We start from the raw sequence: 17,042 nt of genomic DNA, 5'->3' as shown, positions 1-17,042 counted from the left end.
ATACTAAAAAACTCCAGATGAATTTCATCTGGAGTTTTTTAGTATTCAGTAAAACCAATTCCTTACGCTACCGTAGAAATTGCTTTCATGTCTGTCATTGCTTGACGTAATTCAGCACCAACAAATTCAATATCGTGTGAACGAAGTGCTTCGTTTACTGCGATTATTGTTCTGTTATCAACGCCGTTATCTTTACCAGCATTGAAGTTTGTACCAATAATATCAGTTTCGACTGTTGACATGAAATCAGCTAATAATGGCTTACAAGCGTGGTCGAATAAATAACATCCGTATTCAGCAGTATCTGAAATGACAGAGTTCATTTCGAATAATTTTCTACGAGCAATCGTGTTAGCGATTAGCGGCGTTTCGTGTAATGATTCATAATAAGCAGATTCTTCTTTGATACCTGCTTCAACCATTGTTTCAAAGGCTAATTCAACACCAGCACGAACCATCGCAACCATTAATAAACCGTTATCGAAGTATTCTTGTTCAGCTATTTTAACATCTCCTGCTGGAGTTTTTTCAAAAGCAGTTTCGCCAGTAGCAGCTCTCCAAGTCAACAAGTTTTTGTCGTTGTTTGCCCAGTCAGCCATCATTGTTGAAGAGAACTCTCCGCTCATGATATCATCTTGGTGTTTTTGGAACAACGGACGCATAATATCTTTCAATTCTTCAGAAATTTCAAATGCTTTGATTTTCGCAGGATTCGAAAGTCTGTCGAACATAGCTGTAATACCACCTTGTTTCAATGCTTCAGTGATTACTTCCCATCCGTATTGGATTAATTTAGAAGCATAACCAGCATCGATTCCTTTTTCAACCATTTTGTCGAAACAAAGGATTGAACCTGTTTGCAACAAACCACAAAGGATAGTTTGCTCTCCCATTAAGTCAGATTTTACTTCTGCTACGAATGAAGATTTTAACACTCCCGCACGATGACCGCCCGTTCCTACACAATAAGCTTTTGCATAAGCCCATCCTTTTCCTTCTGGGTCATTTTCTGGGTGAACGGCAATCAAAGTAGGTACACCAAAACCACGAACATATTCAGCACGTACTTCTGAACCTGGACATTTTGGCGCAACCATAATTACTGTAATATCTTTACGGATTTGCATTCCTTCTTCAACAATGTTGAAACCATGTGAATAAGAAAGCGTAGCTCCTTGTTTCATCAAAGGCATTACAGCATTTACTACTGAAGTATGTTGTTTGTCTGGCGTAAGGTTAATTACTAAATCAGCAGATGGAATTAATTCTTCGTAAGTACCTACTTTGAAATTGTTTTCTGTAGCACTTTTCCAAGATTGTCTTTTAGCATCAATTGCTTCCTGACGTAAAGCATAAGAAACATCTAAACCAGAATCTCTTAAGTTCAATCCTTGATTCAATCCTTGCGCACCACAACCAACTACTACGATTTTTTTCCCAACTAAAGCGCTTACTCCGTCAGCAAACTCATTACTTTCCATGAATTCACAAACACCTAACTGATTTAATTTTTCTCTTAAAGAAAGAGTATTGAAATAATTTGCCATTTTTTGAATGTTTTTGATTTTGAATAACGTTGTCGAAGGCTAAAATTCGCAACATTGCTGAAATATGCACAAAGTTGATAAAAATCATCAATTAATGAATGGTAAATTAGTGTTTTATTTAGGTACTTTTCATGGGTAATTCATATCAGGGTAATCGTATTTTATTTTAAGTAGATGATTTTAAAACTTTTACAACTAAAGCTAAATGTGTAATTTTATTACATGAAACAATTAGACATTCCTGTTTATAGCATCGATAGGTTTAATAGTAAATCTGAAAAAACGATTCAATTTCAGATTGAACCCTTTGATATTAATCGAAATTTTAAGGTAACTTATCCACATCGTCATGATGATTTTTACGAAATCCTCTTCCTTACACAAGGACAAGGGATTCACACGATTGATTTTCAGAATTATACAATAAAACCCAATACTATTTTTTTTCTTTCTCCGGGTCAGATTCATGAGTTAGACCTTTCTGAAGATGTAAAAGGCTATATATTCCTTTTTACATCTTCTTTTTACCATTTTAACAAGACTGACCCTTACAAGCTTTTCGAGCTTCCCTTTTTCTATAACCTTAATCAAGAAACACCACCGATTTACTTAGAAAATCAGGCAGAAAAGCAGGTGCTAACAGAGCTTTTTAAGAATGCTATTTACGAAAATCAGCAAAACTTAACCGATTCAGAGGAGGCCATTCGTGCTTTGTTAGATTTAATTCTTATCCAATGCAAAAGAATTTACCCACTCAGTAATTATGATGATAAAACCAGCAAAGGGAAAATCATGGTAAAACGTTTCAAGCAATTGATTGAAGAAAAATGTCAGGAAAATTTATCGGTAAAAGATTATGCACACCTACTTGCTATTACACCCAATTACCTAAGCGAGACGGTAAAAAGTGTAACAGGCAGAACATCAACCGATTTAATCAATGACCGTATGATTATGGAAATAAAACGTTTTTTGACGCATACCGATTTGGGAATTTCTGAAATTGCTTATCAACTCAACTTTTCTGACCAATCATATTTTTCAAAATACTTCAAAAAATTGACGAATCTTTCGCCTTTGGAATTTAGGAACGGATTATCTAGGTAAGGAAAATCATTTTTACCTATAAACTATCTTATATTTGTAGAAAAAGGAATTTTATTACAATCAAAGGCTTTATCTCATCAACATGGCTAATAAAACAGATCAAAAAAAAGATTCTATATTTCCGACACTTGAAAGCATCTATGAAGCGGCTGAGCGCCTCAGAGGAGTGGCAGTACATACGCCATTGACTGAAAATATTGTGCTTTCAGAACGCTATGAAGCTAATATTTTTTTAAAGAGAGAAGATTTACAAATTGTTCGCTCCTACAAAATCAGAGGAGCATATAATAAAATGGCGATGCTTTCGGCCGACGAGCTTGCCAAAGGTGTAGTATGTGCTTCGGCAGGAAATCATGCGCAAGGGCTAGCTTATGCTTGCCATAAAATGAAGGTAAAAGGCACTATTTTTATGCCTACTACTACGCCTAATCAGAAAATCAAACAAGTAAAGATGTTTGGTAAAGACGATATTGAGGTAATGTTAGTAGGTGATACTTACGATGATGCCTCAAACGCGGCCAAACAATATTGTGACGAAAACAATGCTACCTACGTGCATCCTTTTGATGATATGGATGTAATTACGGGTCAAGCAACTGTTGGCTTAGAGATTTTTAAGGATTCAGATATTAAAATAGATTATATCATTCTGGCCATTGGTGGCGGAGGTGTTTCGGCGGGCGTTTCTACTGTTTTTAAGCAACTTTCTCCGCATACTAAAATCATTGGTGTCGAACCTGCTGGTGCTGCATCAATGAAGGCTAGTTTTGATGCTGGTCATATATTAGAGCTTGAAACCATCGATAAATTTGTAGATGGGGCTGCCGTAAAACGTGTTGGAGAGAAGACTTTCAATATTTGTAAAGAAACGTTGGATAATATCATCCTAGTCCCAGAAGGAAAAGTTTGTACAACTATTTTAGAATTATACAACGAATCGGCGATTGTAGCCGAACCTGCTGGGGCTTTAACGATTGCTGCCTTAGATTTTATGAAAGATGAAATCAAGGGGAAGAATGTCGTGTGCTTGGTTTCTGGGGGTAACAATGACATTACCCGTACCGAAGAAATAAAAGAACGCTCATTACTTTATGAAGGATTAAAACATTATTTCATCATTCGTTTTCCACAAAGAGCAGGTGCTTTGAAAAATTTCTTGAATAATGTGTTGGGCGAAGAAGATGACATTACCTTATTTGAATATCAGAAGAAAACAAACCGAGAGTCTGGCCCAGTACTATTAGGGATTGAACTGAAACACAAAGAAGATTATGAACCGTTACTAGGGCGAATGATAGAACAAAATATTGTGTATCAAAAATTGAATGAACAACCAGATTTGTTTTCGGTTTTGGTCTAACAAAAAAGGTATCAGCGTAGTGCTGATACCTTTTTTAATGCCTTATCATTAAACGAATTTATATGCTTGATTTTTATATGCTTGATTCTCTAACCCTGTGTTTTTCTGCTTTTGAAACACTCAAAATCAATTCAGCCACAAGACCCGTCCAACCAGTTTGATGCGCAGCTCCTAGTCCTTTACCTGTATCCCCATCAAAATATTCATTGAAAAGAATTAAGTCTTTAAAATGAGGGTCACTCTGCATTTTCTCATATTTCTCATACATTGGGCGTCTTCCTTCCTTATTTTGTGTAAATAAGTTAATCAAACGTTCAGAAATACTTAACGCTGCCTCTTTGATACTCACCATATTGCCAGAATTAGTAGGATATTCTACTTCATAATCGTTACCATAATATTCTTGAAACTTCATCAAAGAATCTATCAACAAGAAATTCATTGGAAACCAAATAGGTCCACGCCAGTTTGAATTACCACCAAACATACTTCCCGTTGACTCGGCAGGGGTATAATCAACCCTTAGTACATCTCCATTAACTCTGAACTGATATGGGTTTTCCAAATGATATTTTGAAAGAGAACGAATACCAAAGTCTGAAAGGAACTCGGTTTCATCAAACATTCGTTTCATAATCATTTTCATACGGTGCCCTCTCAGGATAGCTAATAGCCTACTTTCTCCTTTTCCTGATTCATACCAACGAGAAATCAAACTTGCAAGGTCAGGTCTGTTAGCAAGAACCCACTCTACCCTACGGCGGAAATCAGGCAATTTTTCAAGCATTTCTGGTGTTAAAACCTCTACAGCAAACAAAGGAATTAAACCAACCATCGACCTAATTTTTAATAACATACTATTATTATTAGGTAAATGAAGCATATCATAATAGAATTGGTCTTCTTCGTCCCAAAGACTAATTTCATCACCACCAAGAGATTGCATCGCTCCTGCAATATGCAAGAAGTGTTCAAAGAATTTGGATGCCATATCTTGATAAACGGGGCGTTCAACGGCAATTTCAACGGCAATTCTTAGCATATTCAAGCTATACATTGCCATCCAACCCGTGCCATCAGCTTGTTCTAAGCGTCCGCCTGTTGGCAAAGTAGCTGAACGGTCGAATACCCCAATATTATCCATACCGAGGAAACCTCCTCCAAAAATATTATTTCCTCCCTCATCTTTTAGATTTACCCACCAAGTAAAGTTCAATAAAAGCTTATGGAAGATTTTCTCTAAAAAGGCTATATCGCCTTTACCATTTGTCTCTTTATCAATCTCATATACTTTCCAAGTAGCCCATGCGTGTACAGGGGGGTTCACATCCGAGAACGACCATTCATAGGCAGGAATCTGCCCGTTAGGATGCATATAATATTCTCGAAGGATTACTGCTAATTGACGCTTTGCAAAATCAGGGTCAACCCTTGCTAAGGGTAAAGTATGGAAAGCTAAGTCCCAAGCTGCAAACCAAGGGTACTCCCATTTATCAGGCATCGAAAGAATATTGGCAGAATACATGTGTCGCCAGCCTGCATTCCTTCCATATTTCCTATATTCCGATGGTTTGGGCATCGCAGGGTCACCTTTTATCCATTCGTTGACATTATAATAATACCATTGTTTAGTCCAAAGCATACCAGCATAGGCTTGTCGCTGAATTTTTAGTAACTCGGGGTCTTCAACACCTTGCTGTACTTCTTCATAAAACTGATTGCCTTCACGAATACGCTTGTCCATGGTATCTTCAAAACCACCGAAAGGTTCAAGGATAGAATGATCGACTAAACGAAGCCTTACGGTATAGCTATCTCCTCCCTTAATTGTTTTAGTATAACGAGCAGCCGCTTTTGTACCAATATTATTAGGATTTACAGCCGTTTTCTTGTTATCAACGATATAGTCATTAATACCATCTTTACAATAAGGCGAAGCATTGCCTACTTTATAAAGGCGTTCAAAATTGGTTTCGTTTTCACAGAAGAGTAACTCTTGGGCATTTTCACAATACAATTTATAATGCCCAATATTTTTGTTATCAATATCGATGGCTTTTTTGGCCACCCCCGTCATCATGGGTTTATATTTATATTTTTCGTAGCCCCAGCTCCAAGTATTTCTAAACCAGATGGTAGGTAAAATCGTGAGTGGTGCTGCTTTTTTGCTTCTGTTATGAGCCGTTATTTTTATTAAAATATCTTGCTCGTCAGCCTTAGAGTATTCTATGAAAATATCAAAATATTCATTGTCGTCAAAAACACCTGTATCAAGTATTTCAAATTCGGGTTCTAAGCGCGAACGTCTCCTACTTTCAGAAACTAGCTTGTCATAAGGATATGGATTGATAGGATACTTATAAAGCATCTTCATATATGAATGCGTGGGCGTAGAGTCTAGGTAATAATAGAGTTCCTTTACATCCTCCCCATGATTAGATTCACTTCCCGTTAATCCAAAAAGACGTTCTTTTAATATATGATCATTATGGTTCCAAAAAGCCAAGCCAAAACAAATATGAGACTTATTATCTGAGATACCCGCTATCCCTTCTTCGCCCCAACGATAAGCAATAGAACGAGCCATATCATGTGTTACAGAGTTCCATGCATCTTGGTTGGCTGTGTAGTCTTCTCTAACTGTACCCCATTGCCGCTCAGAGAGATAAGGTCCCCACTTTTTCCATCCCTTATTATCTTTGCGAGTATTCAATCGCAACTTCTCCGCACTTATACTTTTACTCATACCTTTTTATATAAATGGTTATCAATAAATTTCTAAATTTTATACTACTTTTATTTATAATTTTTACCTTTATAATACCAGTAGTTGCAAACAAATGCAATATTAATTCAATCTTATGCATTAATGTGCAATAATATTATCAAATTTAAAAAAAACACCCAAACCTTTATCATAATAGCCTATCTAAATAGATTAAAATGCAAGTTTTAGAGTAATTATACTTAAAAATAGGGAATCAATCATCACCAAATAATTAAATTACTGAATATTTATACTAAAATTAGCATAATGTAGTATCAAAAAACAGGCAAAAAAGTTACTATTTTAAATACTAAAAGTGTCAACAACAGATTGCACTATTTACACACTATTTTTCCGCATGATAGTACAGGACGGTTTAAGATACAGAGAATTCTAGTTTTGTTGAACATTAATTATTATATTTTTTATAAAAAATGGCAACCAAGACATTCAAATACGTCAGCTATCTTTGGGACGAAGCCAAAGCAGCCGAATTAGCAGGCGACGAAGTAGCTCTATTCATTTATCGCTCAAATTTATTAGGAGCTGATCTACGTTTAACCAATTATGGTGGTGGTAACACTTCTGTAAAAATCAAAGATAAAGATCCTTTGACGGGCAATCAAACTGACGTGATGTGGATTAAAGGTTCTGGTGGTGACATCGGTACTTTGAAAAAATCAGGTTGTGCAGCTTTGTATGTTGACAGACTTCGTGCTTTAGAAAACGTATACCGCGGTATCGAATTTGAAGATGAAATGGTAGAATTATTCAACCACTGTATCTTCGATTTAGCTTCTAAAGCTCCTTCTATTGATACTCCTCTTCATGGTTTTTTACCTTTTGCTCATATCGACCACTTGCACCCAGATGCCGCTATTGCTATCGCAGCAGCTAAAGATGGTAAGCAAATTACTGAGGAATTGTTCAACGGTGAAATTGGTTGGGTAGGCTGGCAACGTCCAGGTTTCGACTTGGGTCTTCAATTGCGTGAGTGTTTGGAAGAAGCAGCATCTCGTGGTATCAAATTAAAAGGTATCATGTTGGGTTCTCATGGTTTATTTACTTGGGGTGATACTTCTTTCGATTCTTATATTAATACCTTAGAAGTAATCGAAAAATGCGCTGAATATTTAGAAGCAAATTACGGAAAGAAAGCTCCTGTGTTTGGCGGTCAAAAAATTGAAAGCCTTCCTGAAGCTGACCGTAAGAAACAAGCATCTTCTATCGCTCCTATCTTACGTGGTTTCTGTTCTTCATATCGTAATATGATTGGACACTTCACTGACGATGCGCGTGTGTTAGAATTTACCAATTCAAACGACCTTGCTAAGTTGGCTCCACTAGGTACTTCTTGTCCTGACCACTTCCTACGCACAAAAATTTCTCCGTTAGTACTTGAATTAGCACCAAACGAAGATTTGACAGACGTAGCCGCTATCAAAGCAAAATTAGCACCTGCTTTTGAAGCCTATCGTGCGATGTACACAGAGTATTATAATACTTGTAAAAGAGATAACTCTCCAGCAATGCGTGACCCTAACCCAGTGGTAATTCTTTACCCAGGCGTAGGTATGTTTACTTTCTCGAAAGACAAAACAACAGCACGTTTAGCCTCAGAATATTATGTAAATGCTGTGAACGTAATGAAAGGTGCAGAAGCAGTTTCTGAATATACTTCATTGCCACGTCAAGAAGCATTTGATATTGAATATTGGTTATTGGAAGAAGCTAAATTGCAACGTATGCCAAAACCAAAAGCACTTTCTGGTAGAATCGCTTTAATCACTGGTTCTGCGGGTGGTATTGGTAAGGCAATCGCTAAGAAATTTGCGGAAGAAGGTGCTTGCGTAATCATTAACGATATTAATCAAGAACGTTTAGACGGAGCAAAAGCTGAGTTTATAAGTAAATTCGGTAAAGATGCCGTTTCTTCTACCTTATTAAATGTTACTGACGCTACTTCAATTGCTTTAGCTTTTGATGACGCCGCTTTAGCTTTCGGTGGTGTTGATATCGTGGTAAACAATGCTGGTATCAGTATTTCTAAATCTATTGCTGAACATTCTATTGAAGAGTGGGATAGATTATACGATATTTTGGTAAAAGGACAATTCTTGGTTTCACAAGTAGGTGTAGCCATGATGCGTAAACAAAATTTAGGTGGCGACATCGTAAATATTGTTTCTAAAAATGCCGTAGTAGCTGGACCAAACAACCCTGGTTATGGTTCTGCTAAAGCTGCTCAAGCACACTTAACACGTTTGATGGCGGCTGAATTAGGTGGAGACAAAATCAGAGTAAACACTGTAAATCCTGATGCAGTAATTTCAGATTCAAATATCTGGGCAGGCGGATGGGCTGAAGGCCGTGCGAAAGCTTACGGAATCACAGTGGCTGAATTACCTGCTTATTATGCGAAACGTACTTTATTGAACGAAATCATTCTTCCAGATGATATCGCTAATGCATGTTTTGCTTTTGTAGGTGGTTTATTGAGTAAATCAACTGGAAATGCACTAAACGTAGATGGTGGTGTAGCAATGGGCTTCTATCGTTAGAAATAATTTTATTCCCCCTTTCCTAAACGGAAAGGGGTTCTTTATTTACAGGCTATTAGTATATAAAGATGATGAAGGTATTTCAACAATGCTTTGTTTATCCTCCCAATGACTTATATCCAATAATAAACTTTCTCCTCTCCAATGCAGCTCGAAAAATATAAAATTCATTCACATAACGAAGATGTACTTGCTGGACATCAACGTAAATTGGCATATACGCTTTCAGAAGTTGAAAATGCTGAAAACATCATCCAAAAACTAATTGATTTCCAAATCGCTATTCCTTCATGGGCTTTGGGCACCGGAGGTACACGTTTTGGTCGTTTTTCTGGTGGTGGCGAACCAAGAAGTATAGAAGAAAAAATTGAAGATGTAGGTTTACTACACGCTTTAAACCAAGCAAGTGGTGCTATCTCTTTACACATTCCTTGGGATATACCTCAAAATGCGCAGGCTATCAAAGTATTGGCAGCACAACATGGCTTAAAGTTCGATGCTGTAAACTCAAATACTTTCCAAGACCAAGCGAATCAAGAATATACTTATAAGTTCGGTTCACTTCAAAATGTTAACAAGGCTATTCGTAAACAAGCGATTGACCATAACATTGAAGTAATCAAGCATGGTATTGAATTAGGTTCTGAATCACTAACGGTTTGGTTATCTGACGGTTCTTGTTTTCCTGGACAATTAAACTTCCGTAAAGCCTACCAAAATACGTTGGAAAGTTTAGAGGAAATTTATGCGGCTTTACCAGACAACTGGAAATTGTTCTTAGAATATAAATGTGCTGAACCTAACTTCTATTCAACAACTGTTGGAGATTGGGGACAGTCGTATTCATATGTTAAAAAATTAGGTGACAAAGCTTTCACGTTGGTTGATTTAGGTCACCATTTGCCAAATGCCAATATCGAGCAAATCGTTGCATTATTATTAATGGAAGGTAAATTGGGTGGTTTCCACTTCAATGATTCTAAATATGGTGATGACGATTTGACGGCTGGTGCATTGAAGCCATACCAATTGTTCTTAATCTTCAACGAATTGGTGGAAGGTATGGATGCAAGAGGAATGAACCATGCTACAGACTTAGGATGGATGATTGATGCATCACACAATGTAAAAGATCCATTAGAAGACTTATTGCAATCAGTAGAAGCCATCATGACGGCCTATGCGCAGGCATTATCTGTTGATAAAAAATCTTTAGAGATTGCTCAAGAGGAAAATGATGTAGTGCGTTGTCAAGAGATTTTACAGGATGCTTTCCGTACCGATGTTCGTGCATTAGTCGCTGAAGCTCGTCTTCGTGCTGGTGGAGCATTAAACCCAATTGCATTGTATCGCAACTTGAAAATTAGAGAAAATTTGATTCAAGAAAGAGGCCTGAAAGCCGTTTCTACTGGGCTTTAATTTTTTATGACAAACAAAACTTCTGTCATTGCTATTTTTGACATTGGCAAAACCAATAAAAAACTGTTCCTCTTTGATGAGCAGTACAAAATTGTTTTAGAAAAATCGACTCAATTCGACGAAACTCAAGACGAAGATGGCGATAACTGTGAAGATTTAGACCTCCTCAATGCGTGGGTAACCCAAACATTTGAGGAGGTACTAAGCCTTCCTGATTTTGCTATTAAGGCATTAAATTTTTCAACTTACGGCGCAAGCTTTGTGCATCTTGATGCAAATGGTAAAGCGGTGGCGCCTTTGTATAATTATTTAAAGACGTATTCAGAGACCCTGAAAAAACAGTTTTATGATACTTATGATGGTGAACAAAAGTTTTCACAAGTTACAGCATCGCCCGTATTAGGAAACCTCAATTCAGGAATGGTGTTATATCGCTTGAAATACGAGAAACCAGATTTATTTGCCAAAATCAACTACTCCTTGCATTTACCGCAATACTTGAATTTTCTGTTTACGGGTAACTATTATTCAGATATTACGAGTATCGGTTGTCATACCAATCTTTGGGACTTTACTAAAAATACTTATCACAGATGGGTACATGAAGAAGGCATTGACAAGAAGCTCGCTCCTATCTTTCCTTCTAATCAGGTTCAGCAAAAAAGTATTGGTAACCATGAATTACAAGTAGGCGTTGGTCTGCACGATAGCTCTGCAGCGTTGATTCCCTACCTTGCTACTTTCACCGAGCCTTTTATTTTGCTTTCAACGGGTACGTGGTGTATTAGCTTGAATCCTTTCAATCATATTCCATTGAGTGCGGAGGAATTGCAATATGATTGTTTGTCGTATATGCACTATGAAGGTAAGCCCGTAAAGGCTTCAAGGTTATTTGCTGGTTATGAACACGAACAACAAACCAAGCGTTTGGCATTGCATTTCAATCTGGCAAATGATTATTATAAAACTGTAAAGTGTGACTTAGAACTTTTACATAGATTAAGGGAAAGTCAACTACATGGCGACGACGACCATTTGCGTGAAGCCAGACGTCCGCCACTACAAGAATCTCTTTTTGGAAGTAGAGATTTGACTGTTTTCAATAATTACGAAGAAGCCTATCATCAATTAATTATTGATATTGTTGCTCAACAATTAATTGCTACTGAATTAGTATTGAATAATTCGCCCGTAAAAAAGCTTTTTGTGGATGGAGGTTTTGGTAAAAATGAAATTTTTATGACATTACTAGCCATGGCATTCCCTACCTTAGAAGTCTATGCAGCCTCTGTTGCTCAGGCTACCTCGTTGGGTGCTGCTCTTTCGATTCATCAATACTGGACGGATAAAGCTTTACCCGACAATTTGATTGAATTAAAAAAGTATCAGCTTGAAAGTTAATACTTTAGCCAACTATATTGTTTAAAACAAGAAACGAGTATCGGAATACGGTGCTCGTTTCTTGTTTTAAAAGGGCAAAAAAAAAGTGATTAAACGTATTTGGGGCGTTTAATCACTCAGCTCTGTTAAAAGCACAATTCAACCACGAATTGATTATTATGTCACAAATATAGTATAAATACTCATATATTTATAAGTGTTTATACTTATTTTGAAAAATATTTTTTATCTACTCATTTGAAATCAAGATTGTATTAACACATAAGTCCTTGTAAATTGCGACTACATTGTGGTAAGCAAAAAGATAAACGATTGTTTGATACACAATTCTGATTAACATGAGTGTTTTAAAAAAATTAGCCAGCGAAACAGCATCATACGGCATAAGTACAATTTTAGGGCGATCACTTAACTTCCTATTAGTGGCTGTTCATACCGCTGCCTTTACACCCGCAGAACTTAATATAAACGTAAAGCTTTATGCATACGTAGCCATTGCTAATATTATCTATACGTATGGCATGGAAACAGCCTTCTTCCGTTTTGCTACTGACGACAAAGAAAAATATTATAACATCATTCAATCGGCCATCACCATTAGTAGTTTGGTATTTACCAGTATCATCATTATTTTTTCAACACCCATCATCAATGCATTAGGCGTACCGGGCAAAGAGATTTTCTTAACTTGGATTGCACTGATAGTAGCCATCGATGCGATTACAGCCATTCCTTTTGCCAGATTGAGATTAGAGAAAAAAACTAGGAAATTCGTAGCTGCAAAAATTTTCAGCATCATTGTAAACGTAGTATTGAACATTATTTTTTTATTAGGTTTCAAAAAAATAGCAGATGGAGATTATCTACTTTTCTTACAACCACTAGCTCAAAAATTATACTTACCAAGTGTTGGGGCAGGATATATTTTCTTAGCTAACCTCCTAGCCAATGCTAGTTTATTCTATTTCTTGAGGACAGAGTTCAAACTATTCAAATTTCAGTTTGATAAAGCCACTTTCAAAAACTTGATGATATATGCCTATCCTATTATGATTATGGGTTTGGCAAGTACCTTTAACTTAATGTTTGATAGAATATTACTAGAAAGACTATTACCAGAAGGTTTTTATCCCAACCGTACTTCTCAGGAGGCACTAGGCATCTACGGCAACGTTTATAAGCTTTCTATTTTTATGGCATTAGCAACACAAGCTTTCCGCTATGCTGCCGAACCTTTTTTTCTGGCAAAAACTGAAAATAAAAATTCGCCCGAAACATTAGCAGATGTAACAAAATGGTTTTTGATAACCTGTATATTTATTTGGCTAGGGGTTTGCCTGAATCTGGATATTATAAAAGTCCTTTTCTTAAGAAAGCCGATTTATTGGGAAGGAATGAAAGTAGTACCGATTTTATTACTGGCCAATCTTTTCCTAGGTGTTTACTACAATATCTCTGTTTGGTTTAAACTCAACAAGAAAACATATTTCGGTACCAGAATCACTTTTGGCGGTTTGGCAATCACTATCTTTTTCAATATTATCCTAATTCCCAAGATGGGCTATATGGGTTGTGCGATAGCCTTTTTGATATCTTGCTTTTCGATGACAGCCTTGTGTTATTACTTCGGACAAAAGTATTATCCCGTACCGTATAAGATACTTTCAGCCTTTGGATATATTATTTCAGCGGGTGTATTAATTTTTTGTACCATGCAGATTAACATTGAAAATTTATGGATTTCTATCCCATATCATTTCATATTACTGAGTTTATATGCTGCTGGTGTTGTTTTAGTTGAGCGAAAGACAATTATTCCATTGAAAGTCAGAGATAAATATGCTTTTTTAAGATAAAAACATAAAATTTTCGAGTAAATTATAGAACTTTGTAATAAATAGGATTAAAGCCTAGATTAATTTCAGGGTTTTATTCAATGTATCGTTATTTCTTTAGATTTTTTGCAATCTAAATACTTATCTAAACAAAGGCATGATGACTGACAATCAAATTCGGACTCAATTTGAGGCCTTAGAAATAAAACTAAGGAATGTTGTCTTAAGATATAAAGATTTGCAAACTAGGCTTGAATTAGCCACCCGAGAAAACGAATCTTTAAAACATACATTGGCTGAGACCTTAAAAGAAAACCAAGAATTAAACAAAAAATTAAACCAAAGAGTAAAAAACTTTAAAAAATCAGATAAAATCACTAAGATTGCAGTAAACAATCTAAATAGTACAGGCAATCCTGCCGAATTGAAAGAAAAACTTGACCAATATATCTTAGAAATAGATAGGTGTATTAGTCAGCTTAGCAAATAAAAAGTTTACAAAATCGATCGTTTCATAGTTCATAGTTTTCTTGACTAAATAACTCAAAACTTTTAATTTAAAACTTAAAAATATAATGGCCGAAAAAGTCCCTTGTAATATAGTTGTTGCTCACGAACCTTTTAGCCTATCAGTTGGGAAGGAAGAAGAGGAATTTGTTCGCAAAGCTGCTAAGTTGATTAATGAAAAAATGGATTCTTATCGAGAAACTAAAAAGGTAGACTCGCACCAACGTCTGTTAGCAATAGTTGCTTTAGACTTTGTAATGAGCAACCTTAAATTTGGCGTCAAACACGGTGATCTTCAAAAATCTGTGATGGGGAAGATTGCTGAATTAGACAACTTATTGAGTTCTGTTACAGAATGAATTAACATATTTCTTTATTATTCGTTTAAACGTTTTAAGTATAAAATTGAGCGATTATAAATCATATTTATAAAAATTAGTACAAGTACCTGAATACCATAAATTAAACCTTATACATTCTAATAACATGATTTTGATTGGATTCGTTTCCATAAACAACGCCATACAAATTTCTAGTTTACTTGTTTGATTTAACTATTCTTGATTTTAAATACGATATACAAACGTTTAATTTTTCTTTTCACATTCAAGGCATTTGTCTGTTTTAGTCCTTTTTTTCACTCAATAGTTGGTCGGATTGCATTATTCAATGCACGAAAACTATTAACTAAAACGATATAAATAATGCTAACTCCCATCATTGCCGCAGTTGCTTCGCTGATAGCGGGAATATTTGTCGGTAAGCTTGCTTTTGCAAAGAATACCCAGAGAATCGAAGAAGAGGCAACTTCCAAAGCTTCAGATATTGTCAAAAATGCTGAATTACAAGCAGAAAACATCAAGAAAGATAGAATACTTGAAGCCAAAGAAAAGTTCTTGAAACTTCGCTCGGAATTTGAAGATGATTCAAATAAAAAGAAGCAGATTTTAGTTCAAAATGAGCAAAAACTAAAAGAACGTGAGCGTACTTTACAGATTTCGATGGAACAGACTAAGAAATTAGAATCTGAGTTAAATTCGCAAAAACAATCGTTGACTTCTAAAGAAGAAAACTTAAGAAAAAAGACCGAAGAAGCTGATAAGAAAAGAATTCAGGCGGATGAGATGTTGGCTTCACAAGTATCACAATTGGAGAAAATAGCAAGCTTAACTGCTGACGAAGCACGCCAACAATTGATTGATGCTTTGCGTGCAGAAGCAGAAACGAAGGCATCTTCTATCATCAAAAATACGATTGAGGAGGCTAAGTTAACAGCTACTAAAGAGGCTAAGAAAGTAGTTATTGAGACTATTCAAAGAACGGCAGCTGAAAATGCGATTGAAAACTGTGTATCTGTTTTCAACATTGAATCGGATGACGTAAAAGGTAAAATCATTGGTCGTGAGGGTAGAAATATCCGTGCTTTAGAAGCCGCTACAGGGGTAGAGTTTATTGTAGATGATACGCCAGAAGCCATCATCATTTCAGGTTTTGACCCTGTTCGTCGCGAAATTGCTCGTTTGTCGCTACACCGTTTAGTACAGGATGGTCGTATTCACCCTGCTCGTATTGAAGAAGTAGTTGCCAAAACGAAGAAGAATATCGACGAAGAAATTATTGAAATCGGAGAACGTACCGTTATTGATTTAGGAATTCATGGGTTACACCCTGAATTAATCAAAATGGTAGGTAGAATGCGTTTCCGTTCTTCGTATGGACAAAACCTTTTACAACACTCGCGTGAAGTAGCTAAGCTTTGTGCTACTATGGCGGCAGAATTAGGTCTGAATGCCAAGTTAGCGAAGCGTGCAGGACTATTACACGATATTGGTAAAGTATGGCATGAGGAGGCAGAATTGCCTCACGCTATTCTGGGGATGCAGTTGGCAGAGAAATACAAAGAAAACGCTGAGGTTTGTAATGCCATTGGTGCTCACCATGATGAAATCGAGATGACTTCTATGATTTCACCAATTATTCAGGTGTGTGATGCCATCTCAGGTTCTCGTCCGGGTGCTCGTCGCGAGATGATGGAATCTTATATGCGTCGCCTAAAAGAATTAGAAGAATTAGCCGTTAGCTTTAGCGGTGTTCAAAAATGCTATGCTATTCAGGCTGGTCGTGAATTGAGAGTATTGGTAGATTCTGAAAATGTTTCTGACGAAAAAGCGAGTATGCTATCATACGATATTTCACAGAAAATTGAAAAAGAAATGCAATATCCAGGGCAAATCAAAGTAACAGTTATCCGTGAAATGAGGGCCGTGAATTACGCAAAATAATAACGGTTTATAGCTTAGCTATATTCCTAATAACAAAATCCCCCTAAGAGAAAAATTCTTTTAGGGGGATTTGTCTTTTAACTGCCTACGAAAACAGTCAAAAGGTAATTGTACATTCCAAAAAATTGCGTTCAATTTAAGAGGGTTTATTGATAAAAAAAATGACTTAAATCAGTTTTCAAAAAGCATAAAAATTAAGAATTAGGGTATTTTTTTAAACAACCATGTTAAAAAGCTTATTACCAAACATTTAGTA

11 protein-coding genes are annotated in these 17,042 nt (G+C 36.2%); 9 read left to right on the top strand and 2 right to left on the bottom strand.

Translation table 11 applies throughout. The annotated features are described in order from the left end of the window. Nucleotides 1–62: 62 nt before the first annotated feature. Nucleotides 63–1,547 carry a ketol-acid reductoisomerase gene (ilvC, locus tag AC07XN_RS16835; protein ID WP_309912885.1) on the bottom strand — a complete coding sequence of 495 codons (1,485 nt, stop codon included), beginning with the start codon at nt 1,545–1,547 and terminating at the stop codon, nt 63–65. Between the two features lie 222 nt (nt 1,548–1,769). Here ilvC and AC07XN_RS16830 point away from each other — a divergent pair, with 222 nt between their 5' ends. Next, nucleotides 1,770–2,654 (top strand): AraC family transcriptional regulator, encoded by an 885-nt coding sequence (locus tag AC07XN_RS16830; protein ID WP_309912888.1) that lies wholly within the window; start codon nt 1,770–1,772, stop codon nt 2,652–2,654. Nucleotides 2,655–2,736: 82 nt separating this feature from the next. Beyond that, nucleotides 2,737–4,014 carry a threonine ammonia-lyase IlvA gene (ilvA, locus tag AC07XN_RS16825; protein ID WP_494743911.1) on the top strand — a complete coding sequence of 426 codons (1,278 nt, stop codon included), beginning with the start codon at nt 2,737–2,739 and terminating at the stop codon, nt 4,012–4,014. Nucleotides 4,015–4,087: 73 nt separating this feature from the next. Here ilvA and AC07XN_RS16820 read toward each other — a convergent pair whose 3' ends face one another. Next, nucleotides 4,088–6,760, bottom strand: a complete 2,673-nt coding sequence (locus AC07XN_RS16820) for an MGH1-like glycoside hydrolase domain-containing protein (protein WP_309912894.1) — start codon at nt 6,758–6,760, stop codon at nt 4,088–4,090. 455 nt (nt 6,761–7,215) lie between these two features. On the opposite strand from AC07XN_RS16820, the gene AC07XN_RS16815 reads away from it, so the two are divergent. The 7 genes from AC07XN_RS16815 to rny all read left to right on the top strand — a co-directional run bounded on the left by AC07XN_RS16815 (nt 7,216) and on the right by rny (nt 16,786). Then, nucleotides 7,216–9,342: a bifunctional aldolase/short-chain dehydrogenase gene (locus AC07XN_RS16815; RefSeq protein ID WP_494743910.1), complete on the top strand. Its 2,127-nt coding sequence runs from the start codon at nt 7,216–7,218 to the stop codon at nt 9,340–9,342. Nucleotides 9,343–9,486: 144 nt separating this feature from the next. Further along, the gene (locus AC07XN_RS16810; protein ID WP_309912901.1) at nt 9,487–10,761 is read left to right on the top strand and encodes a sugar isomerase; all 1,275 of its coding nucleotides are present in this window, start codon (nt 9,487–9,489) and stop codon (nt 10,759–10,761) included. A gap of 6 nt (nt 10,762–10,767) precedes the next feature. Continuing rightward, entirely contained in the window at nt 10,768–12,162 is a 1,395-nt protein-coding gene (locus AC07XN_RS16805; protein ID WP_494743909.1) for an FGGY-family carbohydrate kinase, read from the top strand. Between the two features lie 338 nt (nt 12,163–12,500). Next, nucleotides 12,501–14,018 (top strand): lipopolysaccharide biosynthesis protein, encoded by a 1,518-nt coding sequence (locus tag AC07XN_RS16800; RefSeq protein ID WP_494743908.1) that lies wholly within the window; start codon nt 12,501–12,503, stop codon nt 14,016–14,018. 139 nt (nt 14,019–14,157) lie between these two features. Continuing rightward, nucleotides 14,158–14,487, top strand: coding sequence for a hypothetical protein (locus AC07XN_RS16795; protein WP_309912909.1), 330 nt, complete (start codon nt 14,158–14,160; stop codon nt 14,485–14,487). 85 nt (nt 14,488–14,572) lie between these two features. Then, nucleotides 14,573–14,863: a cell division protein ZapA gene (locus AC07XN_RS16790; protein WP_309912912.1), complete on the top strand. Its 291-nt coding sequence runs from the start codon at nt 14,573–14,575 to the stop codon at nt 14,861–14,863. A gap of 345 nt (nt 14,864–15,208) precedes the next feature. After that, nucleotides 15,209–16,786, top strand: a complete 1,578-nt coding sequence (gene rny / locus AC07XN_RS16785; protein WP_309912915.1) for a ribonuclease Y — start codon at nt 15,209–15,211, stop codon at nt 16,784–16,786. Nucleotides 16,787–17,042 lie beyond the last annotated feature (256 nt).

The sequence above is a fragment of the Arcicella sp. GW458-12-2-14-TSB2 genome, from assembly GCF_059423785.1.
Note: the sequence above shows the minus strand (reverse complement) of the source record. Positions and strands in the feature narration are given on the sequence as shown.

Bases quoted from the DNA above. Each gene is read 5' to 3' on its own strand.
- ilvC (WP_309912885.1), bottom strand. From the start codon at position 1,547: ATGGCAAATTATTTCAATACTCTTTCTTTAAGAGAAAAATTAAATCAG.
- AC07XN_RS16830 (WP_309912888.1), top strand. From the start codon at position 1,770: ATGAAACAATTAGACATTCCTGTTTATAGCATCGATAGGTTTAATAGT.
- ilvA (WP_494743911.1), top strand. From the start codon at position 2,737: ATGGCTAATAAAACAGATCAAAAAAAAGATTCTATATTTCCGACACTT.
- AC07XN_RS16820 (WP_309912894.1), bottom strand. From the start codon at position 6,760: ATGAGTAAAAGTATAAGTGCGGAGAAGTTGCGATTGAATACTCGCAAA.
- AC07XN_RS16815 (WP_494743910.1), top strand. From the start codon at position 7,216: ATGGCAACCAAGACATTCAAATACGTCAGCTATCTTTGGGACGAAGCC.
- AC07XN_RS16810 (WP_309912901.1), top strand. From the start codon at position 9,487: ATGCAGCTCGAAAAATATAAAATTCATTCACATAACGAAGATGTACTT.
- AC07XN_RS16805 (WP_494743909.1), top strand. From the start codon at position 10,768: ATGACAAACAAAACTTCTGTCATTGCTATTTTTGACATTGGCAAAACC.
- AC07XN_RS16800 (WP_494743908.1), top strand. From the start codon at position 12,501: ATGAGTGTTTTAAAAAAATTAGCCAGCGAAACAGCATCATACGGCATA.
- AC07XN_RS16795 (WP_309912909.1), top strand. From the start codon at position 14,158: ATGACTGACAATCAAATTCGGACTCAATTTGAGGCCTTAGAAATAAAA.
- AC07XN_RS16790 (WP_309912912.1), top strand. From the start codon at position 14,573: ATGGCCGAAAAAGTCCCTTGTAATATAGTTGTTGCTCACGAACCTTTT.
- rny (WP_309912915.1), top strand. From the start codon at position 15,209: ATGCTAACTCCCATCATTGCCGCAGTTGCTTCGCTGATAGCGGGAATA.